The organism is Streptomyces sp. BE20 (genome assembly GCF_036322525.1).
In the GTDB taxonomy this organism is placed as follows: Bacteria; Actinomycetota; Actinomycetes; order Streptomycetales; family Streptomycetaceae; genus Kitasatospora.
The window spans coordinates 86,794-109,953 of sequence record NZ_JAQYWW010000471.1; the positions used below are offsets into that span (position 1 = coordinate 86,794).

The 23,160-nt window shown below is 73.7% G+C and carries 20 protein-coding genes and 1 pseudogene; 7 read left to right on the forward strand and 14 right to left on the reverse strand.

From position 1 onward, the window contains the following. Positions 1 to 28: 28 nt before the first annotated feature. The 4 genes from PUR61_RS06065 to zapE form a co-directional block, all read right to left on the reverse strand. Positions 29 to 1,003: a TerC family protein gene (locus tag PUR61_RS06065; protein WP_329876394.1), complete on the reverse strand. Its 975-nt coding sequence runs from the start codon at positions 1,001 to 1,003 to the stop codon at positions 29 to 31. Positions 1,004 to 1,267: 264 nt separating this feature from the next. Continuing rightward, positions 1,268 to 1,849, reverse strand: coding sequence for a TerD family protein (locus PUR61_RS06070; RefSeq protein ID WP_329876396.1), 582 nt, complete (start codon positions 1,847 to 1,849; stop codon positions 1,268 to 1,270). Positions 1,850 to 2,109: 260 nt separating this feature from the next. After that, a complete protein-coding gene (gene uvrB / locus PUR61_RS06075; protein ID WP_329876398.1) occupies positions 2,110 to 4,206 on the reverse strand; it encodes an excinuclease ABC subunit UvrB in 2,097 nt (698 codons plus the stop codon). A 115-nt stretch (positions 4,207 to 4,321) separates the two neighbouring features. Then, a complete protein-coding gene (zapE, locus tag PUR61_RS06080) occupies positions 4,322 to 5,380 on the reverse strand; it encodes a cell division protein ZapE (protein WP_380360198.1) in 1,059 nt (352 codons plus the stop codon). 114 nt (positions 5,381 to 5,494) lie between these two features. Between zapE and PUR61_RS06085 the strand changes: the two genes are divergently transcribed. The 4 genes from PUR61_RS06085 (at position 5,495) to msrB (ending at position 8,874) form a co-directional block, all read left to right on the forward strand. Next, positions 5,495 to 6,262, forward strand: a complete 768-nt coding sequence (locus PUR61_RS06085) for a pyrimidine reductase family protein (protein ID WP_329876400.1) — start codon at positions 5,495 to 5,497, stop codon at positions 6,260 to 6,262. Positions 6,263 to 6,406: 144 nt separating this feature from the next. Further along, positions 6,407 to 6,868, forward strand: coding sequence for an indole-3-glycerol phosphate synthase (locus tag PUR61_RS06090; protein WP_329876402.1), 462 nt, complete (start codon positions 6,407 to 6,409; stop codon positions 6,866 to 6,868). A 197-nt stretch (positions 6,869 to 7,065) separates the two neighbouring features. Further along, the gene (gene murC, locus PUR61_RS06095; RefSeq protein WP_329876454.1) at positions 7,066 to 8,448 is read left to right on the forward strand and encodes a UDP-N-acetylmuramate--L-alanine ligase; all 1,383 of its coding nucleotides are present in this window, start codon (positions 7,066 to 7,068) and stop codon (positions 8,446 to 8,448) included. 21 nt (positions 8,449 to 8,469) lie between these two features. Beyond that, positions 8,470 to 8,874: a peptide-methionine (R)-S-oxide reductase MsrB gene (gene msrB / locus PUR61_RS06100; protein ID WP_329876404.1), complete on the forward strand. Its 405-nt coding sequence runs from the start codon at positions 8,470 to 8,472 to the stop codon at positions 8,872 to 8,874. Between the two features lie 72 nt (positions 8,875 to 8,946). On the opposite strand, the gene PUR61_RS06105 is transcribed toward msrB, so the two are convergent. From PUR61_RS06105 to PUR61_RS06140, 8 genes are all read right to left on the reverse strand, one after another. Then, positions 8,947 to 10,188 carry a cytochrome P450 gene (locus PUR61_RS06105; protein ID WP_329876406.1) on the reverse strand — a complete coding sequence of 414 codons (1,242 nt, stop codon included), beginning with the start codon at positions 10,186 to 10,188 and terminating at the stop codon, positions 8,947 to 8,949. Continuing rightward, complete coding sequence (locus PUR61_RS06110) at positions 10,185 to 10,820, reverse strand: GTP-binding protein (protein WP_329876456.1); 636 nt, start codon at positions 10,818 to 10,820, stop codon at positions 10,185 to 10,187. Before PUR61_RS06110 ends, PUR61_RS06105 begins: the two co-directional genes overlap by 4 nt. Before the next feature lie 61 nt (positions 10,821 to 10,881). Next, positions 10,882 to 11,244, reverse strand: a complete 363-nt coding sequence (locus PUR61_RS06115) for a DUF742 domain-containing protein (protein ID WP_329876408.1) — start codon at positions 11,242 to 11,244, stop codon at positions 10,882 to 10,884. Further along, positions 11,241 to 11,636 (reverse strand): roadblock/LC7 domain-containing protein, encoded by a 396-nt coding sequence (locus PUR61_RS06120; RefSeq protein WP_329876458.1) that lies wholly within the window; start codon positions 11,634 to 11,636, stop codon positions 11,241 to 11,243. The genes PUR61_RS06115 and PUR61_RS06120 overlap by 4 nt, the downstream gene beginning before the upstream one ends. A 111-nt stretch (positions 11,637 to 11,747) precedes the next feature. Next, positions 11,748 to 13,715, reverse strand: coding sequence for an ATP-binding protein (locus PUR61_RS06125; RefSeq protein ID WP_329876410.1), 1,968 nt, complete (start codon positions 13,713 to 13,715; stop codon positions 11,748 to 11,750). Between the two features lie 60 nt (positions 13,716 to 13,775). Further along, positions 13,776 to 14,807, reverse strand: coding sequence for an MBL fold metallo-hydrolase (locus tag PUR61_RS06130; RefSeq protein WP_329876412.1), 1,032 nt, complete (start codon positions 14,805 to 14,807; stop codon positions 13,776 to 13,778). A gap of 174 nt (positions 14,808 to 14,981) precedes the next feature. After that, positions 14,982 to 15,728: a hypothetical protein gene (locus PUR61_RS06135; protein WP_329876414.1), complete on the reverse strand. Its 747-nt coding sequence runs from the start codon at positions 15,726 to 15,728 to the stop codon at positions 14,982 to 14,984. Positions 15,729 to 15,965: 237 nt separating this feature from the next. Beyond that, on the reverse strand, positions 15,966 to 16,886 hold the full coding sequence (locus PUR61_RS06140; RefSeq protein ID WP_329876415.1) for a GNAT family N-acetyltransferase: 921 nt from the start codon (positions 16,884 to 16,886) through the stop codon (positions 15,966 to 15,968). Positions 16,887 to 17,272: 386 nt separating this feature from the next. Between PUR61_RS06140 and PUR61_RS06145 the strand changes: the two are divergent. The 3 genes and pseudogenes from PUR61_RS06145 (at position 17,273) to PUR61_RS06155 (ending at position 20,680) form a co-directional block, all read left to right on the forward strand. Then, positions 17,273 to 18,558, forward strand: a pseudogene (locus tag PUR61_RS06145) (multinuclear nonheme iron-dependent oxidase). A gap of 203 nt (positions 18,559 to 18,761) precedes the next feature. Beyond that, entirely contained in the window at positions 18,762 to 19,817 is a 1,056-nt protein-coding gene (locus PUR61_RS06150; RefSeq protein WP_329876417.1) for a TIGR04222 domain-containing membrane protein, read from the forward strand. Positions 19,818 to 19,903: 86 nt separating this feature from the next. Further along, complete coding sequence (locus PUR61_RS06155; RefSeq protein ID WP_329876419.1) at positions 19,904 to 20,680, forward strand: TIGR04222 domain-containing membrane protein; 777 nt, start codon at positions 19,904 to 19,906, stop codon at positions 20,678 to 20,680. Positions 20,681 to 20,797: 117 nt separating this feature from the next. Here PUR61_RS06155 and hemQ read toward each other — a convergent pair whose 3' ends face one another. Both hemQ and hemG read right to left on the reverse strand, forming a co-directional pair. Next, on the reverse strand, positions 20,798 to 21,511 hold the full coding sequence (gene hemQ / locus PUR61_RS06160; protein WP_329876421.1) for a hydrogen peroxide-dependent heme synthase: 714 nt from the start codon (positions 21,509 to 21,511) through the stop codon (positions 20,798 to 20,800). After that, on the reverse strand, positions 21,508 to 22,944 hold the full coding sequence (gene hemG / locus PUR61_RS06165) for a protoporphyrinogen oxidase (RefSeq protein WP_329876423.1): 1,437 nt from the start codon (positions 22,942 to 22,944) through the stop codon (positions 21,508 to 21,510). Before hemG ends, hemQ begins: the two co-directional genes overlap by 4 nt. Between the last annotated feature and the right edge of the window lie 216 nt (positions 22,945 to 23,160).

Sequence of the window (23,160 nt, forward strand, 5' to 3'; positions counted from 1 at the left end):
GGGCCCGCCGGGCCGGGGGGGGCGGGGCTCAGGCGTCGATCTTCTCCGCCTCGGCCCGCTCGGCCTTCTTCGAGGCCATCAGGCTGGTCACGGTGGTGACGGCGAGCACCACCACGATGAAGCCCAGCGAGAGCGGGATGCCGATCTCCGGCACGTTCGCGCCCTGCTCGTGCGCCGCGTGCAGCACCAGCTTCACGCCGATGAAGCCGAGGATCACCGACAGGCCGTACGAGAGGTGGACCAGCTTCTTCAGCAGGCCGCCGATCAGGAAGTACAGCTGCCGCAGACCCATCAGGGCGAAGGCGTTGGCGGTGAAGACGATGTACGGGTCCTGGGTCAGACCGAAGATCGCCGGGATCGAGTCCAGCGCGAACAGGACGTCGGTGGTGCCGATCGCCAGCATGACGATCAGCATCGGGGTCATCAGCCGGCGGCCGTTCTCCCGGATGAAGAGCTTGGTGCCGTGGTACTTGTCGGTCGACGGGAAGCGCCGCTCGATCGACTTGAGCAGGCGGTTCTCCTCGAACTCCTCGTCCTCCTCGTCGGACCGGGCCTCCTTGATCAGCTTCCACGCCGTCCAGATCAGGAAGGCGCCGAAGATGAAGAACACCCAGGAGAACTGCGCGACCAGGGCCGCGCCACCGGCGATGAAGACCGCCCGGAGCACCAGCGCGATGATCACACCGAACATCAGCACGCGCTGCTGGTAGATCCGGGGCACCGCGAACTTGCCCATGATCAGGATGAACACGAACAGGTTGTCGACACTGAGCGACTTCTCGGTGATGTACCCGGCGAAGAACTCACCGGCCGGCTGGGCGCCGGAGTGCCACCAGAGGAATCCACCGAAGAGTGCCGCGAGCACGACCCAGACCGTGGTCCAGATGCCGGCTTCCTTGATCGACACCTCGTGCGGCTTGCGACCGCCGATGAAGAAGTCGGCCACGATCAGTGCCAGAAGCACCACGATCGTGCCGACCCACAAACTTACGGAAACGTCCACTACTGCTCCTCCGGCAGGTAGGCGAGACAGTCATCGTCACTGCCGGAGGTCTCTTCCGCCCGTCGGACGCGCTGCTGCGCGCCCGCGGACCAGCGCCCCGGGACGCCGCTGGGGACGCCCGTGATGACGGGGCAACTGCGGGGGAATACTCCCCTCCGCTGCCAACCAGGGTAACAGCAGTCCCAAGGAAAGGTAAAGAAGGTAAAGGACCTCCGGGACCGGGCCGGTCCCGGGCCGCTCGGGGGCCCGCTCGGGGGCCCGCCGCTACAGGTACGGCTCGATGGCCGGAAGCAGGTCCTGGAAGGTCCGGCCGCGGGCCGGAGCGCCGATCGCCTGCATCCCCCAGCCGCCGTCCTCCTCGCGGAACACCTTCGCCATGACCTGCCCGGTGTGCGGACCGCCGCCGGTCAGCTCGTACCGGGCCAGCTCCAGCCCGGTCGACTCGTCCACCAGCCGGCAGTGCGCGTTCTGGACCTCGGCGAAGGTCTGCCCGGTGTACGAGCTCACCGTGAACACCACCTGGGTGATGTGCGGCGGCACGTGCGCCAGGTCGACCAGGATCGCCTCGTCGTCCTCCCCCGCGCCGGCTCCGCCGACCAGGTTGTCCCCGGTGTGCCTGACCGAGCCGTCGGCGCTCTCCAGGTGCTGGAAGAACACCACGTCCGACGGGGTCCGCTCGGCGTACAGCAGGGCGGAGGCGTCCAGGTCGATCTGCCTGGTCCGGCTGCCGAAGAGACCGCGCCGGGGCGCCGCCTTCCAACCGAGGCCCATCCGGACGACGGTCAGCGTCTCGCCCGAACCCTTCTGGAGGCTGACCCGCTGCCCCTTGGCAAGTGTCACCGACACGGCGATGTGTCCTCTCTGCCCAGCCCCGCGGTCGATCCCCGCGCAGGCTCCACGGTGGAACACCCCGTTGCCGTCCCCCGGCTGAGGCCCCCTGTTTCGGCCGCCCCCTCGCGTGGCGGCACCGCAGGCCAGCCTAGGCCCTGCGGCAGAACGCTTCGATCGCCGTGTACCCCTTCGTGGCGGGGCTAGACACCGCCGGGCACGACCGGGAACGGAACCGGCCACGCCCGGCGGGGCGTCGAGGAGCCTGCGCGGGGCCGCTACGCGATGCCGGCCTCCCGCATCTGCCGCAGCTCCTTCTTCAGTTCCTTCACCTCGTCGCGCAGCCGGGCCGCGACCTCGAACTGGAGGTCCGTCGCGGCGGCGTGCATCCGCTCGGTCATCGACTGGATCAGGTCGGCCAGCTCGGCCGCCGGCAAGGACTTGGCCGGCTTGCGGGTGGCGCCCAGCGCCGGCACCGGGGCCTTGGCGCCCTTGGCGCCGGTACCGCGGTAGCCGGTCGAGAGCAGCTGGTCGGTGTCGACCTCCTCACGGGTGAGGGTGTCCAGGATGTCGCCGATCTTCTTCCGCAGCGGCTGCGGGTCGATCCCGTGCTTCCTGTTGTACGCCTGCTGGACCTCGCGGCGGCGGTTGGTCTCGTCGATGGCCTTCTCCATCGCCGGGGTGATCCGGTCCGCGTACATGTGGACCTGGCCGGAGACGTTGCGGGCGGCGCGGCCGATGGTCTGGATCAGCGAGGTGCCGGACCGCAGGAAGCCCTCCTTGTCGGCGTCCAGGATCGCCACCAGGGAGACCTCGGGGAGGTCCAGGCCCTCACGGAGCAGGTTGATGCCGACCAGCACGTCGTACTCGCCGGCCCGCAGCTCGCGCAGCAGCTCGACCCGGCGCAGCGTGTCGATGTCGCTGTGCAGGTACCGGACCCGGATGTCCAGGCCGAGCATGTAGTCGGTGAGGTCCTCGGACATCTTCTTGGTGAGGGTGGTGACCAGGACGCGCTCGTCCTTCTCCACCCGCTTGCGGACCTCGTGCACCAGGTCGTCGATCTGGCCCTCGGTGGGCTTGACGATCACCTCGGGGTCGATCAGGCCGGTCGGGCGGATGATCTGCTCGACCTGGCCGTCACCGCGGGACAGCTCGTACTGGCCGGGGGTCGCCGAGAGGTAGACGGTCTGGCCGATCCTCTTCTGGAACTCCTCCCACTTCAGCGGGCGGTTGTCCATCGCCGACGGGAGCCGGAACCCGTGCTCGACCAGCGTGCGCTTGCGCGAGGCGTCGCCCTCGTACATCGCGCCGATCTGCGGGACGGTGACGTGCGACTCGTCGATGACCAGGAGGAAGTCGTCCGGGAAGTAGTCGAGCAGGGTGTTCGGCGGGGAGCCGGGCTCACGGCCGTCGAAGTGCATCGAGTAGTTCTCGACGCCGGAGCAGGTGCCGATCTGGCGGAGCATCTCCAGGTCGTAGGTGGTGCGCATCCGCAGTCGCTGGGCCTCCAGCAGCTTGCCCTGCTTCTCCATCCGCGCGAGGGCCCCCTCCAGCTCCTTCTCGATGTCGCCGACCGCGCGCTCCATCCGCTCCGGGCCGGCGACGTAGTGCGAGGCCGGGAAGACGTGGACGGAGTCGTCCTGGCTGATGATCTCGCCGGTGAGCGGGTGCAGGGTGTACAGCGCCTCGATCTCGTCGCCGAACATCTCGATCCGGAGGGCGAGCTCCTCGTAGACCGGGAAGATCTCGATGGTGTCGCCGCGGACCCGGAAGGTGCCGCGGGTGAAGGCGAGGTCGTTGCGGGTGTACTGGATGTCGACGAAGCGGCGGAGCAGGACGTCGCGGTCGATCTCCTCGCCGACCTTGAGCCTCACCATCCGGTCCACGTACTCCTGCGGGGTGCCGAGGCCGTAGATGCAGGAGACCGAGGCGACCACGACGACGTCCCGGCGGGTGAGCAGCGAGTTGGTGGCGGAGTGGCGCAGCCGCTCGACCTCCTCGTTGATCGAGGAGTCCTTCTCGATGTAGGTGTCCGTCTGCGGGACGTACGCCTCGGGCTGGTAGTAGTCGTAGTACGAGACGAAGTACTCGACCGCGTTGTTCGGCAGCAGCTCGCGGAACTCGTTCGCGAGCTGGGCGGCCAGGGTCTTGTTCGGCGCCATCACCAGGGTGGGACGCTGGAGCTTCTCGATCATCCAGGCCGTGGTGGCCGACTTGCCGGTACCGGTGGCGCCGAGCAGGACGACGTCCTTCTCCCCGGCCCGGACCCGGCGCTCCAGCTCGGCGATGGCCGCGGGCTGGTCGCCGTTGGGCTGGTAGGGACTGACGACCTCGAAGGGCGTCTCTGACCGCTCAATACTCGTGATGGGTCGCACGTGTCCACCGTACGACCCGCCACCGACATTGCCGCCCCGGCCGGGAAACCCGCGGGGAGGCCGGGGAGGCCGGGAAGGCCCGGGCAGGGCCCGGAGCCCGTCGGTCGGACGAGCCCTAGCGGGCGCTGTCGCGGGCGAGCGCGACCAGGCGGGAGACGGCCCGCAGGTACTTCTTGCGGTAGCCGCCGCGCAGCATCTCCTCCGGGAAGACCCGGTCGAAGGGGATCCCGGAGGCCGTGACCGGCAGCTCGCGGTCGTACATCCGGTCGGCGAGGACGACCAGGCGCAGCGCGGTGGACTGGTCGTCGACCTGTCGCACGCCGCGCAGGCAGACCGCCGTCACGTCGTCCAGCAGGGCGCCGTAGCGGCTGGGGTGGACGGCCGAGAGGTGGCCGAGCAGGGCGTCGAAGTCGTCCAGCGAGGCGCCCGGGGTGCGGGCCGCGGCGGCGTCCACCTGGGCGTCGGAGTACGGCGGCGGGGCGTCCGGCAGGCCGCGGTGGCGGTAGTCCTGGCCGTCGATCCGCATCGGGCGGAAGTGCGCGGACAGGCCCTGGATCTCGCGGAGGAAGTCGGCGGCGGCGAACCGGCCCTCGCCGAGCTTCTCGGGCAGGGTGTTGGAGGTGGCGCAGAGCTTGACGCCGTTGTCGACCAGCCGGCCGAGCAGGGTGGAGACCAGCACGGTGTCACCGGGGTCGTCCAGTTCGAACTCGTCGATGCAGAGCAGCGTGTGGCCGGAGAGGGTGGTCACGGCCTGCTGGAAGCCGAGCGCGCCGACCAGGTTGGTCAGCTCGACGAAGGTGCCGAAGGCCTTGGGGCCCGGCGCGGCGTGCCAGAGCGAGGCGAGCAGGTGGGTCTTGCCGACGCCGTAGCCGCCGTCCAGGTAGACGCCGGCCGGACCGGTGGGCACGGGGGCACTGCGGCGGAACCAGCTGCGCTTCGGGGCGGAGCCCTTCCCGGCGGCGAGCGTGCCGGCGAACTGCTCCAGGACCTGGACGGCCTCGTACTGGCTGGGCTGCGTCGGGTCCGGGAGGTACGTCCCGAAGCTCACGTCGGAGAAACGCGGCGGTGGCACCATCTCGGCGACCAGCCGCTCGGCGGGGACGACGGGGCGCCGGTCGGTGAGCGCGACCGGTCCGGCGGGGCCGGTGGTGGCTATCAGCTCGGGGTCGATCACGGCGTCGATCACGGAGTCGGGGTGTGAGGCTGCTGGCACGGTAGTACAGGGTACGCCCGACCGCACACGCGGCGGGCCCCGGCCGCCGGCGCGCGCCGGTGGAAGACTGGCGGCATGCAACAGTTGATCAGCCCGTCGGGCGGGCAGTTCGCCGATCCGGCCTCGCTGGAGTCGCTCGCCGCCGTCTACGCGTACCCCGACCAGGTGAATCACGGCCGCCCGTGGCTGCGCGCCAACATGGTGGCCGGCCTGGACGGCGGGGCCCGGCTGGACGGGCTCTCCGAGGGGCTCTCGGGTTCGGCGGACAAGCGGATCTTCGGTGTGCTGCGGGCGCTGTCGGACGTGGTGCTGGTGGGCGCCGAGACGGTCCGTGCCGAGGGGTACCGGCCGGCCCGTGCCCGGGCCGAGTTCGCCGGGGCGCGGCAGGCGGCCGGGCAGGCCCCGGCGCCGGCGATCGCGGTCGTCACCCGCTCGCTGGGCCTGGACCTGGCGGCGCCGCTGTTCACCGAGCCGCTGGTGCGGACGGTGGTGATCACCACCGAGGACGCGCCCGGGGAGAGCCGCGCGGCGGCGGCCGAGGTGGCGGACGTGATCGTCGCGGGCCGGGGCTCGGTGGACCTGCGGGCGGCGGTCGCGGCCCTGGCCGGCCGGGGCTGGACGAGGATGCTGACCGAGGGCGGACCGCGGCTGCTGGGACAGCTGGCCGCCGCCGGCCTGCTCGACGAGCTGTGCCTGTCGCTGGCACCGCTGATCACGGCCGGCGACGCGCCGCGGATCATCCACGATGCGGAAATGCCGGACGTGCAGCGGATGCGACTGGTCTCATTGATCGAGCAGAAAGGATTCCTCTTCACCCGTTACCTGCGTCCGCCGACCCCGTGACCCCCGGAAAGTGATCCCGCTCCCACTTGGGACGTTCCCTCCGCGTGGCCCGTCTGTCGGGTGAGCAAGGTGCGGAAAGCTTCCGCCGGGGCAGTATGGGATCCGATGCCGGAGCCCGGGGGCCGGCGACTGGAAGGGACTCACGTGTTCAAGACGGTACTGATGATCGAAAAGGCACTCTCCGACGCCGACGTGGAGCTGGTCACCACGCTCCACAGCGACGAGACGGTGTCCTTCGTCGTCCTGATGCAACCGCGCGGCAAGCAGGACGAGCTGCTGCGGGCGCTGGACGACGTCGCCCTCGGCCACCTCGACAAGGTGGTCCACGAGCACGACGAGTCCGAGAGCGAGCCGACGGTGGCCACCGAGTCGCTGGAGCACAGCCTGCGCCACCTGCGGCAGGCCGGCGCCGAGGCGGTCGGCGAGCTGGTCGAGGAGAAGCCCCTCGACCGGCTCCGCACCGTGGTCGAGGAGCACCGGGCCGACGAGGTGGTGGTGCTCACCTCGCCGCACTTCGTGGAGGAGTTCTTCCACCGCGACTGGGCCTCCCAGGCCCGGCACAAGGTGGGCGTTCCGGTGCTGCGGCTGTTCGCCAGCGACTCCTGACGCCCTCCTCGCCCGCTCTCGGGCACCGGGGCCGGGGCCTCCGGTGGTGCAGAATCGTCCTTGCGGTCCGGTCCGCGAGGACGATTCGCCCTTGCCGCCCGCCCTCCACCACACCCGCCTCTCCCTCCGCGCCCGCCGTCGGGCAGGAGGGGCCACAGCCCGTACGGAGTCCCGTTTTGAACGACGCCGCGCACGACCTGCACGCCCCGCACTTCATCGGTATCGGCGGCGCCGGGATGTCCGGCCTGGCGAAGATCCTCGCGGTGCGCGGTGCCAGCGTCTCCGGCAGCGACTCCAAGGAGTCCGAGACCGTCCTCGCCCTGCGCGCCCTGGGTGCCGGCGTGCACATCGGCCACGCCGCCGAGCACGTCCCGGACGGTGCCAGCAGCATCGTGGTCTCCAGCGCGATCCGCGCCGACAACCCGGAGCTGGCCGCCGCCCGCGAGCGCGGGATCCCGGTGGTGCACCGCTCGGACGCGCTGGCCGCGCTGATGGGCGGCCGCCGGGCGCTGGCCGTCGCCGGCACCCACGGCAAGACCACCACCACCAGCATACTCGCCGTCGCGCTCGGTGAGCTGGGCCTCGACCCGTCCTACGCGATCGGCGGGGACCTCGACGCGCCCGGCTCCAACGCCCGGCACGGCGACGGCGAGATCTTCGTCGCCGAGGCCGACGAGAGCGACCGCAGCTTCCACAAGTACGCGCCCGAGGTGGCGATCGTGCTCAACGTGGAGCTGGACCACCACGCCAACTACGCCTCGATCGACGAGATCTACGAGTCCTTCGAGACCTTCGTCGGCCGGATCTCCCCCGGCGGCACCCTGGTCGTCTCCGCCGACCACGACGGCGCCCGCGAGCTGACCGCCCGAGTGGCCGGCCGCGAGGGCCTGCGGGTGGTCACCGTCGGCGCCGCCGAGGACGCCGACCTCCGCGTCCTGTCGGTGGTCGCGCACGGCATGACCAGCGAGGTCACCGTCCTGCTCGACGGCGCCGAGCTCACCTTCACCGTCTCGGTGCCCGGCCGGCACTACGCCCACAACGCGGTCGCCGCGCTGGCCGCCGGCGTCGCGCTCGGCGTCCCGGCCGCCGACCTGGCCAAGGCCATCGCCGCCTACACCGGCGTGCGCCGCCGCCTCCAGCTCAAGGGCGAGGCGGGCGGCGTCCAGGTGATCGACTCCTACGCGCACCACCCGACCGAGATGACCGCCGACCTGGAGGCGATCCGGGAGGCCACCGACGGCCGCGTCCTGGTGGTCTTCCAGCCGCACCTGTTCAGCCGCACCCAGCAGCTCGCCGAGGAGATGGGCGCCGCCCTGGCCCTGGCCGACTCCTCCGTCGTGCTCGACATCTACCCGGCCCGCGAGGACCCGATCCCGGGCGTCACCAGCGAGCTGATCATCGACGCGGCCCGGACCGCGGGCGCCGAGGTCACCGCCGAGCACGACTTCGCCGCCGCCCCCGCCCTGCTGGCCGGCCTGGCCCGCCCGGGCGACCTGCTGCTCACCATGGGTGCGGGCGACGTCACCAACCTCGGCCCGGAAATCCTGAAGCACCTCGCGAACGTTGCCACCAACGTCTGAGTCCCCCGACCTGGAGCCGTCATGAGCTACGAGATCGAGAAGACCGACGCCGAGTGGCGCGCCGAGCTCTCGCCGGAGGAGTACCACGTCCTCCGGGAGGCCGGCACCGAGCGCCCGTTCACCGGCGAGTACACCGACACCAAGACGGTCGGCGTCTACGGCTGCCGGGCCTGCGGCGCCGAGCTGTTCAGCTCGGAGACCAAGTTCGACAGCCACTGCGGCTGGCCGTCCTACTACGCGCCGCTCGCCGGTGACCGCGTCCAGTACATCGAGGACAGCACGCTCGGCATGCGCCGGGTCGAGGTCCGCTGCGCCCGCTGCGGCGGACACCTCGGACACGTCTTCGAGGGCGAGGGCTACGGCACGCCGACCGACCAGCGGTACTGCATCAACAGCGTCTCGCTCACGCTGAAGCCGGCGGAGTAGCCGGACCGGCGGCCGTTTCGGCGGCCGTCGGACAGCGGGCCCGGGAACCGGTTCGGTTCCCGGGCCCGCGCGCTATCCGGCGACCGGGGCGAAGCGGACCGGGAGCTCCACCAGGGCCCGGTGGAACGGGCCCGGGCGCCAGCGGAGACCGGCGGCGGGGGTGGCGAGCTCCAGCTCGCTGAGGCGGCTGGTGAGCTGCTCGATCGCGGTGATGGCGATCAGCAGCGCCGGGTCCCGGGCCGGGCAGGCGTGCGGACCGGCCGCCCACGCCAGGTGCGCGGACTCACCGCTGCCCAGCTCGCCGCCGCCGGTGGGCGGGGCGGCCTGGGAGTTGGCGGCCGCGTAGGAGACCAGGACGAGGGAGCCGGCCGCGATCTCCCGGCCGTGGAAGGTCACGTCGTAGCGCGGGTAGTGCGCGGAGAGGTTGGCCAGCGGCGGCTCGTGCCAGAGCACCTCGTCGATCGCCTGGAACGCCGTCATCGCGCCGCCGAACAGCGAACCGGCGTAGCGGGCGTCGGTGAGGAGGCGGAGCAGGGCGTTGCCGATCAGATTGGTGGTCGGCTCGTTGCCGGCGATCATGGTCAGCGTGATCTGCCGGACCACCTCCTCGTTGTCCAGCCCCGCCGGGTGGGTGAGGAACCACGAGGTCAGGTCGTGCCGGGGCCGTTCGCGCCGCTCGGCGACCATCGCGGTGACCACCGCGACGACGTCGCCGTACGCGGCCACCGCCTTCTCGGTCGACTCGATCATGCCGACGATCCCGGCCACCAGACGGTCGGCGTGCTCCTCCGGCACCCCGAACCAGGTGGTGACGGCGTGGACCGGCAGGCGGCGCGCGTAGTCGGCGATCAGATCGGCCGAACCGGTGGCCTCGAAGGTGCCGATCAGCCGGTGGGCGACCTCGGCCACCCGGCGCTGGAGCAGGTGCGGTTCCAGCAGGGCCAGGCCGTCGGTGATCACCTGGCGGTAGCGGGCGTGGGTCGCGCCGTCGCTGAAGAGGGCGGTCGGACGGTAGCCGAGCACCGGCAGCAGCGGGGAGTCGGGCGGGACGGTCCGCTGCCAGGCCCGGGAGTCCTTGGAGAAGGTGTCGGAGTCGCGCAGCAGGTCGAGGGCTGCCTGGTAGTCGGTGACCAGCAGGGCCTCGACGCCGGGCGCGATCTCCACCGGGGCGACCGGGCCGTGGCGGCGCAGCTGCTCGTAGACGGCCTGCGGGTCGGCGGCGAAGGCCGGACCGTGGAGGGGGACCGCCCGGGGGGCCGGGTCGCCGGGTACGGCGTCGGTCGGGCCGGCGGGTGCGTCGTCGGGGCTGGTCACGGCTGCTCCGGGGCGGGATCGGGCACGGCTGGGTCGGGACCGGCGGGGTCGGACGCGTCAGGATCGGAACCGGCCGGATCGGAACCGGCGGGGTCGGGACCGGCGGGCAGGCCGTGCAGGACGTGTTCGGTGAGCGCGATCAGGGCGTCCAGACCGGAGTCGCGCTCGCGGGCGTCACAGAGCACCAACGGGGTGCTCGCGTGCAGGTCCAGGTGGGCCCGGAGCACGTCGGGCGGGTGGACGGGCGCGTCGGGGAAGCAGTTGACGGCGACCGCGTACGGCAGGCCCTGCTCCTCGACCATGTCCATGATCTCGAAGGAGTCGGCCAGCCGGCGGGTGTCGGCCAGCACCAGGGCGCCCACCGCGCCGCGGGCGATGTCCTGCCAGAGCGGGAAGAACCGGCGCTGGCCCGGGGTGCCGAACATGTACAGCACCACCTGGCCGGGCAGGGTGAGCCGGCCGAAGTCGACCGCGACGGTGGTGGTGGACTTGCCGGTCAGGCCGGCCACGTCGTCCACCGGGGCTCCGGTCTCGGTCATCGCCTCCTCGGTGTGCAGGGTCGGGATCTCCGAGAGCGTGCGGATCAGCGTCGTCTTGCCGACCCCGAACGGGCCGGCCACCACCAGCTTCATCAGCGTCTGGTCCCGGTCGGGCAGGTAGCCCACCCGGTCCGGCCCGCCCGGCGCGGCCGGGTTACCGGAGAGTGCGGAGTCCAACGAGGAGCCTCTCGACGATGGAGCGGTCGGTCTGCTGGGCGCGGGGGATCGGCGCGCGGGCGCGCAGGCAGCCCGCCTCGACCAGGTCGGCCGCGAGGAAGACGGTGGCGCTGACCGGGAGCCGCAGATGGGCCGCGGCCTCCACGACGGTGAGCGCGCCGGGGCGGAGCAGGTCCCAGAGCCGACCGTGCTCGGCCCCCAACTCCGCCAGCTCCGGCGGGGGTTCGGTGCCGGAGGCACTCAGGACGGTGAGCCGGTCGAAACCGGCCGTGCCGGGCCGGGACCGGCCGCCGGTGGCCAGGTAGGCGGGGACCATCCGCCTGCGGGGGACGGCGGTCATGACCGGGCGGGCGCGTCCTGCCGCCTGGCCGGGCTCGCCAGCGCGCGGCCCAGGGCGGCGACCTGCACCTGCATCTGGTAGGCCACGTTGCCGAGCTGGGCCTCGGGCGTGGTGAAGACGGCGAGCGAGGTGTTCTCCCCGGCCGGGACGACGACGGCGAAGCCCAGTTCGGACTCGACCACGGTCTGGGCCAGCCGGGGCTGCTCGACGTCGGTGAAGGCGGTGGTGAACGCGCGGGCGGCGGCGTGCACGGTGGCGGTCATCGCGGCGACCCGCTCGGCGGAGGCGCGGCCGAGGCCCGCCGACGCGGCCTCGACGAGGCCGTCACCGGTGGCGACGACCGCGTGCAGGACGCCCGGCAGCTCCAGCAGCGGGGTCAGCACCCACGAGATCTCGTCAGTGCCGGCCGCAGCCGCACCGGCGGCGGTGCCTGCGGTGGTGGTCCCTGCGGCGGTGGGGCTGGGCGTGCTGCTCACGGCTCGACTCCTTCGGGGGCTGGGGATCTAGCGGCCGGACGCGCCCGCGGGTCCGGCGCCGGCGTGGTCGGCGTCGGGGCGGGGCGGGGCCGCCCGGTCGGCGCCGGCGGGGCCGGTCGCCGCGGGGGACGGACGGTGGTCGGTGGTGGCGTCGCCGGTGGCGGCGGGCTCGTCGGCGGCGGTGGCCGCGGCAGTACCGCCGTCACCGCCGCCCGGGTCACCGCCGTCACCCTCGGCCCGGGCGTCGGCGGCCGTCACGGCGGCGAGGGCCACGGCGGCCCGGCCGGAGCCGGTGCCGTGCTGGAGGGCCTGCCAGCGCTCGGCGGCCTGTTCGGGCGTGCGGGCCGGCGGACCGGCCGGCTGCCGCTCCCCCTCAGCCGTCGGCTCCCCGGGCTCGCCCGGTGCCGCCGGCTGCGTCCTCGCGGCCAGCGGCTGGCGCCGGCGACGGCTGGGCAGCCCGCTGCCGTCGTCCGCGACGAGGTGCACCGCGGGCACGACGTGGATGGCCGGCGGCGCGTGCCGCTCCGAAGCGTCCGGCGCATCGGCGCCGGACGCACCGGACCCGCCTGCCGGACCGGAGCGGTCCCCGGACCGGAGGGTGTACGGCGTCGGGACCGCCTGCACGGTGGGCGCCGGGGCGGGCCCGGCCCCGGCCCGCAGCGGCAGCGGGGTGAGCACCGAGAGCTGCTGCCCCTCGTCCATGACGGTCAGCAGTCCGGCCGGGACCCGCACGATGGTCCGCATGCCGCCGTACGGGGAGGGCTCGATGTGGCAGGAGAAGCCGTACTGGCGGGCCAGCTTGCCGACCACGGCGAAGCCGGTCTTCGGCGGGTTGCCCAGCTCGGTGAGCAGGACCTCGGGGGGACCTGACAGCAGCCGGCGGGCCCGGCTCAGCTGGTCCTCCTCCATCCCGATGCCGCTGTCGTCGACGATCACCAGCGCGCCCCGTCCGCCCTGCTGGACGGTCACCGGGACGTCCGTCTCCGGGTGCGAGTACGCGGTGGCGTTGGCGAGGAGCTCGGCGACGGCGATGGCCAGCGGCTCGGCGGCCCGGGCGACCACCGCCAGCCGGCTCTCCCGCAGGTGGTTGGCGACCTTGATCCGGGCGTAACCGGGCACCCGGGAGAGCGCGCCGACCACCACCTCGGCGAGCGGCGAGTCGGTGCGGGCCAGACCGGGCCAGGCCTCGCAGAGCACGGCGACGGTCTGGATGCGGCGCAGCGCGACCTCGTTGCGGAAGTCGACCTCCAGCAGCCGGGGGTCGTCGTTGTCGTGCTGGAGCTGCTGGACCAGGCTCTGGATCTGGTAGAGCAGGGTCTGGATCTTGGAGGTGGCCCCGCGCATCGCGGAGCGGGCGGCGGCGTCGACCCGTTCGCGCTCGTCGGTCACGGCGGCGGCTGCGGCGTCGAGGACGGCCTGGAGCGTCTGGACGGCCTCCGGGCCGACGGCGGCCGGGTCGAGCGGTCCGGCGACCGGCGCGTTGGGGTGGCTGAGCCGGAGGGCGGCGGCGGCCACGCGTTCGGTGGCGAGGTGGCCGATCTCGGCCAGCAGGGCCGCGGCCTGCCGCACGGCGGCGGCGGCGCGCTCCTCGGCGGTCTCGGCGGCGCGCCGGGCCTCCGACGCCGTGCGGCCGGCGACGGTCGCCGCCTGCTCGGCCCCGGCCGTCGCGCGTTCGGCCTCGACGGCCCGGCGGACGGCCTCCGCGGTGCCGCGCTCCGCCTCGTGCGCCCGGTCCTCGGCGGCCAGTGCGCGGTCCGCCGCCTGCCGGGCCTCGTCGGCCGAGCGCCGGGCCTCGGCCCGGGCCTCGCGGGCCCGCTCCTCGCCGAGGAGGGCCCGGTTCTCGGCGGCGCGGGCGGCTTCCTCGGTCCGGGCCGCCCCGGCCGCCGCGGTGGCGGCCCGGACCAGCGCCCGGGAGCGGGCGCGCGCCAGGACGGCCGTCGCCGCGAGCGCGGCGACCGCGATCAGTGCCAGGGCCGGCAACACGAGCTGCGTCATCGACGTCCTCGGAGGTCCTCGGTCGGAGGGGCGGGGTCGCCCCGGGGGGTGTCCGGCGGCTCAGGCCCGGGTGGTCGTGCCGCCCGTCCCGTTCCGTGGCCGGGGCGTGCGCCGATCAGTGTCCTCGTCCAACTCCCGCGCCACCAGGGCCACCTGGCTCATCGCCTCCAGGACGTTCGGCACCTCCGTGCCGTCCAGGTGCCGGTACTCGGCGCCGATGGTGAGCACCAGCCGCTCGGGCAGGCCGAGTTCGGGGTAGCGCTGCTCGGCGATGATCCGGCGGGCCGCGTCCAGCGCGGGGATCCCGGCGGCGTGCAGGGCGTGCGCGCGCTCGCGCAGGTGGCCGAGGTAGGCGATGTGTTCCCGGACGCCGGCACGGCCGAGCACCGGTCCGTGTCCCGGGACGAAGATCTCGGCACCGGTCGCCAGGATGCGCTCGCAGGCGGCGATGATGTTCTCCAGCGGCCCCGCCCAGTGCGAGGGGTGGTCGCCGGGCTGGTCGGCGCTCGATCCGAAGATCACGTCACCGGTGAACACCGCCCGCTGGTGCGGGAGGTGGACGATCAGGTCCCCACCGGTGTGCGCGGACGGGAGCCCGGTGATCTGCACGGGGTACTCCCCCACCCGCAGCTCCAGCTCGCCGTGGAAGACGGTGTCGGGCCGGACGGGCTCGGTCTGCGACCAGTCGAACTGGCCGAAGTGGCGCCGGAGGTAGCCGCCGAGCAGCGAGTCAGGGTCGCTGCTCGCGACCAGGGCGTGCTGCTGCTTGGGCGTCGGCTCGTAGTGGATGTGCTCCAGCGCCTCGCGGGTGGCGATGATCTCCGCCCCGGGGAGCACGCCGGCTCCCCAGAGGTGGTCGCCGTTGGCGTGTGTGACGATCACCCGGTCGACGGTGACGCCGTCGGCGAGCCGCTTGCGGCTCTCGGTGAGGAACTCCGCGGCGAGCGAGGGGTCGTAGGGCGTGTCGATCCAGAGCGCCGTCCTCGGCGAAGCCAGCAGCCCGCAGTTGGCGAGACCCCATCCGCGCTTCGGGGGAAGCCAGACGTACAGGTCATCGGCAATCGTGCTCACGTTCGCACGGTTGATCGTCATGGGCGCGATTATGCCGATGATGTGACAGGAGTGGAGCAGGGCCTCTGCAATTCAAGACAATTCCTGTCACGGACCATCCTGTCCTGTCCCGATTCCTCCCCCCTTGCACCACGCCCGGTCCAGGCCGTTCCGTCCCGCCGGGCAGGGCCCGCCGGGGGACGGTCCGTCGGCGTCTCAGACCAGGGGCAGGGGCCGGCACACCTCGACGGTCACGTCGACGGTGTCGAGGCCGATGACCCGGCCCTCGACGGCGACGAATCCTTTCTCCCCGGAACGGAAGAGCGCGGCCAGCGGGGACTGCCGGCCGGCGGCCCCCAGGGCCTCGACGGCCATCGCGGACCCGAAGGCGAAGACGCCGCAGAGCACGATGCAGGGGGCGTGCCGGGAGGTGCGGGTGACGAAGACGAAGCCGTGGTCGCGGACCAGCTCGTCGGCGGCGTTGTACTGGGCCTCGAACGCCATGCCGCCCCAGCGGGCCCGGGCCGCCCGGGGGTGTTCCAGCCGGAAGTCCGGGAAGTCGCCGGCGAGCACGCTGGCCGAGTAGGCGTTGACGCTCGGCCCACCTATCGAGAAGGTCGGCATCCGCGGGTCCTGGGCGCCGGCGGTGACCAGCTCGATGGTCGCCTTGCGGTTGATCTTCCGCAGCAGGTCGGTGAGTTCGGCGATCGCCCGGGCCTCGGCCATCGGCATGAAGAGCACGTTCTTCGGCCCCCGGCTGGTGAGCCGGCAGCCGTCCTTGGCGTAGGCGAACTCCGCCACCTCGATGCTGGGGGTGACGATCTGCACCCGCCCGTACGGCGCGAGCAGCGCGCGCAGGAAGCCGTAGCGCAGGAAGAGGCGGGTGCGGGCGAGGGACCGGGCGGCGACGAAGCCGATCACGGCCGGGAAGAACCCGACCAGGATCTGCAGGAGGATCTCCATGGCACCCCTCGCGCGAACGACTCGGGCACGAACTGTCTGCGCTGAGGTGATGCCCCGTAGAACACCAGAAACTCCCGGCACTGCAGCCCACCCGGCGCCGACCACGCGAAATGCGCCCACTTCACCCGTTCGGGTGACACCCAGTCACGCCCGCCGCGGTTCCGGCCGACCGGCCCGGCCTCACCGCCGCCCGACTTCGTCGGCGGCCGTCCGTCGGGCCGGCCGCCGACCGGCGTCTCAGCCCAGCTTCTTGGTGAACTTCCGCTCGCTGGCGCACTGCTCGTACCCGAGCCAGGCGTTGATCGCCAGCATCGGCGCGTTGGTCGCGTCGTTGGAGGTGTACGCCCGGAGCAACCCGGCCTCGCGGGCCCGGCGCAGCGACTCCAGCTTGGCCAGCTTGCTCAGGCCCCGGCCCCGGTACTCCCGGCGGCAGGCGGTGAACGCCGACCAGTACCGGTCCACGCCGTCCGTGTGCACCGCACTGAACGCGGCCGGCTCACCGTCGACCACGGCCACGACGGTCAGGTCGCGGTCGTGGTCCGGGTGGATCCAGTCGCCGTTCAGGAACTCCTCGAAGTCGGCCGCGTCCATCTCGATCTCGCCCGGCTCGTCCCGGATGGCGTCCGCCTCGATCACGAAGATCGGGTACGGGTCGGCCGCCCACTCGCTCGCCGGGCGCAGCTCGACACCGGCCGGCAGCGGCGGGGCCTCCGGCAGCGGCAGCGTCAGGTCACGACCGCCGAAGTGGGCCACCCGGCCCTCGGTGAAGCCGCGGGCCCGAGCGAAGGCCAACGCGTCCTCGTCCTCGTCCACCCAGCTGTGCACCTCGACCACGCCGTGCTCGGCCAGGTGCCGCTCGGCGGCGGCCAGCAGGCCGGTGAAGACACCGCGCCGCCGGTACTCGGGCAGCACGCTGCCGTTGGCGTAGCCGATGCCCTTGGTCGTCGTGCCGGTGACCAGCGCGCAACGGACCGACCCGACCACCCGGCCGTCCAGCTCCGCCACGAAGGTGCGGAAGTGCGCACCCTCGGCCTGGTGGGCGGCGTGCCAGGCGAAGGCCTCGGCCGTCATCACCAGGTGGTCGCGGCCGGCACGGTGGGCCGCCGCGGCGGCCTCGGCGTCGTCGGGGCGGAAGTCACGAATTATCAGTGTTGTCATAGGTGCGTCACGCTAACCCGCGGCGGGCTCGTACGCAGCCGATTATTCTCCGGGCCCGAGGCCCGCCCTACCGGCTCCACCTGCGAAGAAGTCACGGGAAGGGGACCAAAGTCCCTCACCCGCGTGCCGCCAAGCTCAAATAATGCTCTGAGATGTCCGGGTGAGGCTTGGCAGCGGTACCGTCCGGGGACATCCTCAGCAGCACAGCCCGGCGGCCCTGGCGACGAGGCCCGCGCCGACCGACGGCTCCCCACCAGCCCTCAGAAGGGGGCGCACCCATGACCTCTCCCGCACTGCGAGCGCCCGCGACGACGACGGGGACCACCGCCGGCACGGCCGGCAGCACCGCCACGGCCGGCACGGCCCGTGCCGCCGGCCGGCTCGGCATCGGCCTCGGCTGGCGCAGCGAGATCGACACCGTGGTGGAGCGGCAGCCCGGCCTGGACTGGATCGAGGTCGTCGCCGAGAACGTCTGCGCCGACCACCTGCCCGAGTCCCTGACCGTCCTCCTCGCCCGCGGCCTGACCGTGATCCCGCACGGCGTCTCGCTCGGTCTCGGCGGCGCCGACCGGCCCGACCCGGCCCGCCTGGCCAGGCTCGCCGAGACCGCAGGGGCCCTCGGGTCCCCGCTGGTCACCGAGCACCTGGCCTTCGTCCGGGCCGGCGGCCTGGAGGCCGGCCACCTGCTGCCGGTACCGCGCACGCGCGACGCCCTGGACGTCATCGCCGAGAACGTCCGGATCGCCCAGGACCAGCTCCCGGTCCCGCTGGCGCTGGAGAACATCGCCGCCCAGCTGGCCTGGCCGGACGACGAGCTGACCGAGGGGCAGTTCCTCGCCGAGCTGGTCGAACGGACCGGCGTCCGGCTGCTGATCGACGTCGCCAACCTGCACACCAACCGGGTCAACCTCGGGATCGACCCGGCCGCCGAGCTGGACCGCCTGCCGCTGGAGGCCCTCGCCTACGTGCACGTCGCGGGCGGCACCATGATCGACGGGGTCTGGCACGACACCCACGCCCACCCGGTCACCGAGCCGGTGCTGGAGGTGCTGGCCGAGCTCTGCGCCCGGGTCGCCCCGCCCGGCGTGCTGCTGGAGCGCGACGCCGCCTTCCCGCCGCCCGCCGAACTGGCCGCCGAACTCGACGCCGTGCGCCGGGTGCTGGACGGCGGTGGCCCACGGTGACCGCCACCGACGAGGCCCGGGAGCGGCTGGCCGCCCGGCAGACCGACCTGCTCACCGCCCTGGTGGCCGGCGGGCCGGTGCCGCCCGGCTTCGATCCGGCCCAGGTCCGCGCCCAGTCCGCCGCCCTGGCAGCCAAGCGCCGTGACACCGCCGCCAAGGTGGCACCGGCACTGCCGCGCCTGCTCGGGCCGCAGTACGGGCCGCTCTTCCTCGCCTACGCCCGACGGCACCCGCAGACCGGCGGCTACCGCGCCGACGCCCGCGCCTTCGCCGCCTGGGCTCTCACCGAACCGCCCCGCCGGGCAACGGACGACCCGGCAACGGACGACCCGACGAAGCGCGACCCGGCGACGGAAGGCACCGCAGCCGCCCCGCTCGACGCCGAACGGCGCCGGGCCCTGGAACGCTGGCTCCGCCCCGCCCCCGAACGACCGCCCGGCCCGCTCGCCCGCCTGCGCCGCGCCCTGCGGCCCGGCAGCCGGACCTGACACCCGGCGGCCCGGCCGCAGCAGGCAAGCACCGGACCGCGCACTTCGTCACCGGGTCCGCGCACCGTTCGCCGGACCCCACGAACGACCCACCACACACCGGGCGCCGGACCCCGCGCACCCGAAACCCGCACCGGGCCGCCAGGCCCCGCGCACCAGAACGAGCGGCACCAGAACGCTCACGTCCCGGGGGGAATCCGCCCATGTGGCACAACAGCTACTTCCTCGTCCCCGCCCTCCTGCTGTTCGGCGCCGCGCTGTACGCCGCGCAGGCCAAGCGGGCCGCCAAGCGCGTGCCGTCCCCCAAGGGCCTGCCCGGCCGCGGCCTGCCGCTGCTGGACACCGCCTTCCTCGCCGGCGGCCCCGGCCGGGTCTTCGACACCGCCTTCGTCCGGATGCACCGGGACGGCCGCGCCGTCCTGAACCGCGCCGGCCTCGTCACCCTCACCGGCACCCTGGCGTTCGACGCCGTCGACCAGGCCGTCATCGAGGCGGCCGGCCCGTCCCGGAGCGGCGAGCTCGGCGCCCTGCGCCGCACGGTGATGCGCTCCGTCGCCGTCCAGGAGATCGGCGACCGGCTCGCCGACCGCGGTCTGCTGCGCGACCCCGTGCGGCTGCGGCGGGCCAGGTCCGCCCGCCGGCTGCTCTGGATAGCCCTGCTCGACGTGGTGGTCTTCGCCGTCGCCGCCTACCTGCTGGACTCCGACGAGCCCGGCTACGACCGCCCGGCGCTCTGGGCCCCGCTGGTCATGCTCGGGTTCGGCCTGTTCTCGCTGCCGGCCAGCTGGCCGCTCAAGGGCCGGATCACGCCCGCCGGGCGGCGTCAGCTCACCCTGATGAACACCGGCAAGCCGTGGAAGCCCTCCGACCGACCGGCCCCCTTGCACGCCCGCGACGCCACGTTGCTCGGTGCCGTGGCGCTCGGCGGCCTCACCACCGCCGAGCTGGCCGACGAGCAGCTGCGGGAGGCGATGCTCGCCTCGGCGGCGGCCGACCAGGCCGCCCGGTCCGCCGCCCACACCGGCGCCGGCTCCTCCTCGTCCTCCTCGTCCGGCTCGTCCTCCTCGTCCTGCGGCACCGCGGGCACCTGGTGCGGCTCCTCCTCCGACTCCGGTTCCTCCGGTTCGGGCTGCGGCGGAAGCAGCGGCTGCGGGTCGTCGAGCGGCGGGTCCTCCTCGTCGAGCTGCGGGTCGAGCTCCGGGTCCTCCTGCAGCTCCTCCTCCAGCTGCGGCGGAGGCGGAGGCGGCTGCGGTTCCTGACCACCGCCCGCCCCGGACGTCACAGTTCGGTATCGCGGTCCGGGAATGCGTTCCACCCACGACGGCGGCGGGTCTACAACAACCCCATGTGGTTGCTCTTCCTGCTCCCGGCCTGCGTCGCCGCGGTCCTCTCCTGCATCCGGCTGGTCCGGACGGCCGCGACCGCCGACGCCCTGGCCGGGCAGGAGGGCCCACGGCCGGCCGAGGCGGTCGGGATCGGGCTCTACGAGACGGCCTACCTGGCCGGCGGCCCGGACCGGGTGGTGGAGCTGGCACTCGTCCTGATGGCGTCCCGGGGCCGGCTGCACCTGGCCCACACCGGGTGGACGACGGTCGTCGACCCGCGCGGCCGCAGCCGGCTCGAACGCGCGGTGCTCGCCACCGTCGGCCCCGAGGGCCAGTGCCGCACGGACGACCTGCGCGAGGCGATGGGCGCCCACCCCACCGTGCTGGAGATCGGCAGCCGGCTCTCGCTCGCCGGGCTGGCGACCCCGGCGGCCGTCCAGCGGCGCACCGTCCTGGTGATCCGGCAGGTCCGGCAGGCGCTGCTGCTCTCCCTGGTCCTGCTGGCCGCCGCGCTGGCCACCGGCGTCCTGGTGGACGGTGACGCGCTGGCACCGCTCGCCTGGTTCTCGCTGCCGCTGGTGCTCACCGCCGGGACCCTGCTGATGGCCCGGGTCGACGTCTACCCGTACACCGGTTGGGCCTCGCCGGTCGGCCAGGAGGTGCTCCGCGAAGTCCGCCCACCGCGCCAGCACGGCCTCACCGACGACGACGAGCGCGAACTGTTCACCGCCGTCGCCATGAACGGCACCGACGCCCACCCCGACGCCCGCCTCCGCGCGGCCCTCCGCCGGCACTGAGGGTCCGGCCGGACCGGCGGCCCCGACCACGCCACGACGCCCGGACGCAGCGATGCCGGCCTGCCGGGACGAGCCCCGCAGACCGGCATCCTCGGCCGCGTTCGACGGCCGGTGGCCTCAGACGAGCCCGTTGAGCAGCTCGCTGACCGGCTTGCGGCGCCCGGTGAAGAACGGCACCTCCTCGCGGACGTGCAGCCGGGCCCGGGAGGGGCGCAGGTCGCGCATCAGGTCCACGATGCGGTGCAGCTCGTCCGCCTCGAAGGCGAGCAGCCACTCGTAGTCGCCCAGCGCGAACGAGGCGACCGTGTTGGCCCGCACGTCCGGGTAGCCGCGCGCCATCTGGCCGTGCTCGGCGAGCATCGCGCGCCGCTCGGCGTCCGGCAGCAGGTACCACTCGTAGGAGCGGACGAACGGGTAGACGCACACGTAGTCGCGCGGGCGCTCGTCGGCGAGGAACGCCGGGATGTGCGACTTGTTGAACTCGGCCGGGCGGTGCAGCGCCATGTTCGACCAGACCGGCTCCAGCTCCCGGCCCAGGCCGGTGCGGCGGAAGCGGTTGTACGCCTCCTGGAGGTCGTCGGAGTCGGCGGCGTGCCACCAGACCAGGATGTCGGCGTCGGCGCGCAGACCGGACACGTCGTAGGTACCGCGCACCGTGACGTCCTTGGCGTCGAGCTGGGCGAACAGCTCGTCCACCTCGGCGGCCAGGCCGGTGCGGTCCTCGGGCAGTGCGCCCTTGAGCTTGAACACCGACCACATGGTGTAGCGGATGACCTGGTTCAGGTCCCGTGCCTTCTTCTTCTCCGGCTGCTGCTCAACGGTCTCAGTCATGCGCCCATTGTCCTCTCCGTGACGTTCTCCCCGGTCAGCGGGGTCAGCACTCCGTCGAGCCCGGCGACGGCCGTCCGGGCGCTCGCGATGCACGCCGGGATGCCCACCCCGTCGTACGCGGCCCCGCACAGCGCCAGCGCGCCGACCCGGTCCGCGGCAGCCCGGATCCGGGCCACCCGGTCCAGGTGGCCGACCGGGTACTGCGGCAGCCCGGCCCGCCAACGGGTGACGGCGGTGTCGTACGGGCGGGCGGTCAGTCCGATCGCCTCGCCCAGGTCGGCCAGCGATCCGGCGACCAGTTCCTCGTCCGGCAGTTCCAGCGGCTCCTCCTCGCGCAGCCGGCCCAGCGAGGTGCGCAGCACGAACGCGTCCGGGGCGGAGCGCTCCAGCCAGCCCCACTTGTTGGAGGAGAAGGTGGACGCCTTGATCCGGCGGCCGTCCACCGGCGGCACCAGGAAGCCGCTGCCGGCCGGCGGCTCCGGCAGGTCGGAACGCCGGAACGCCAGGGTGACCAGGGCCATCCCCGCGTACTCGACGGCGTCCAGCTCGACGGCCGCGGCCGGTGCGTCGGCGCGCAGCAGCCGGGCGGCGGCGGGGGCGGGCACGGCCAGCACCACGGCGGTGGCGTGCAGTTCCCCGCCGTCGCCGGTCGCGACCCGCCAGCCGTCCGGGGTGCGGCGCAGCCCGGTCACGGCGGTGCGGGTGCGCAGGTCGACGCCGGCTCCGGCGCAGGCGGCGGCGACCGCCGTCGGCAGGGTGCCGAGGCCGCCGCGCAGACCCTGGAAGACGGGGGTGCCGGCGGTCTGCGGCCGGGTGGCCAGTTCGTGCACGCCGGCGACCAGCGAGCCGCCGCCGCGGGCGACGGGCAGCAGGGCGGGGACGGCGGCACGCAGCGAGATCTCGTCGGCGCGGCCGGCGTAGACACCTCCGAGCAGCGGCTCGACCAGCCGGTCCACCACCTCGCGGCCGAGCCGGTCGGCGACGTACCGCCCGATCGCGACGTCGTCCGTGACGGCCTCGCCTGCCCCCTCGTGCCGGGCCCGTTCCAGGCCCTCGGCGCTCAGTACCCCGGAGGCCTCCAGCGCGGCGAGGTCTCCCGGAACGCCCATCACCTGTCCGCCGGGCAGGGGCCGCAGCGCGCCCCTCGTCCAGATCGCGGCCCTGGCGGTGGTCGGCGGTTCCAGTTCCCCGTCCAGTCCGACCGCGCGCGCCAGGTCGACCGCCTCGGGCCGCCGGGCCAGCATCGACTCGGCCCCGAGGTCCACCCGGACCCCGCCCACCTCGCCGCCCCACAGCTTCCCGCCCAGCCGGTCGGACGCCTCCAGCAGCGTCACCCGCGCCCGGGCCGCTCCCCCGGCGGCCCCGCTGAGCACGGCGGCCGCGGTCAGCCCCGCGATCCCGCCGCCGATCACGACGACATGTGCTTGCGACATGCCTCGCAGTCTTGCAGGTCTTTACACCTTTGCCTCAATCCGCCCGCTTCCGCCCGTTCGAGGCCCCGGGGGCGGGGGCGGGCGCGACATCCGCGCGCGAGCCACGTCCGGTCGGGGTCGTACGGGAGGTCGGCGCCCGGATGTCCGGCGGGGCGGTGCGGCGGGGTGACGGCGGCACTGCTGCGGCGGGCGGGGAGCGTGGTGGTGACGGTCTGA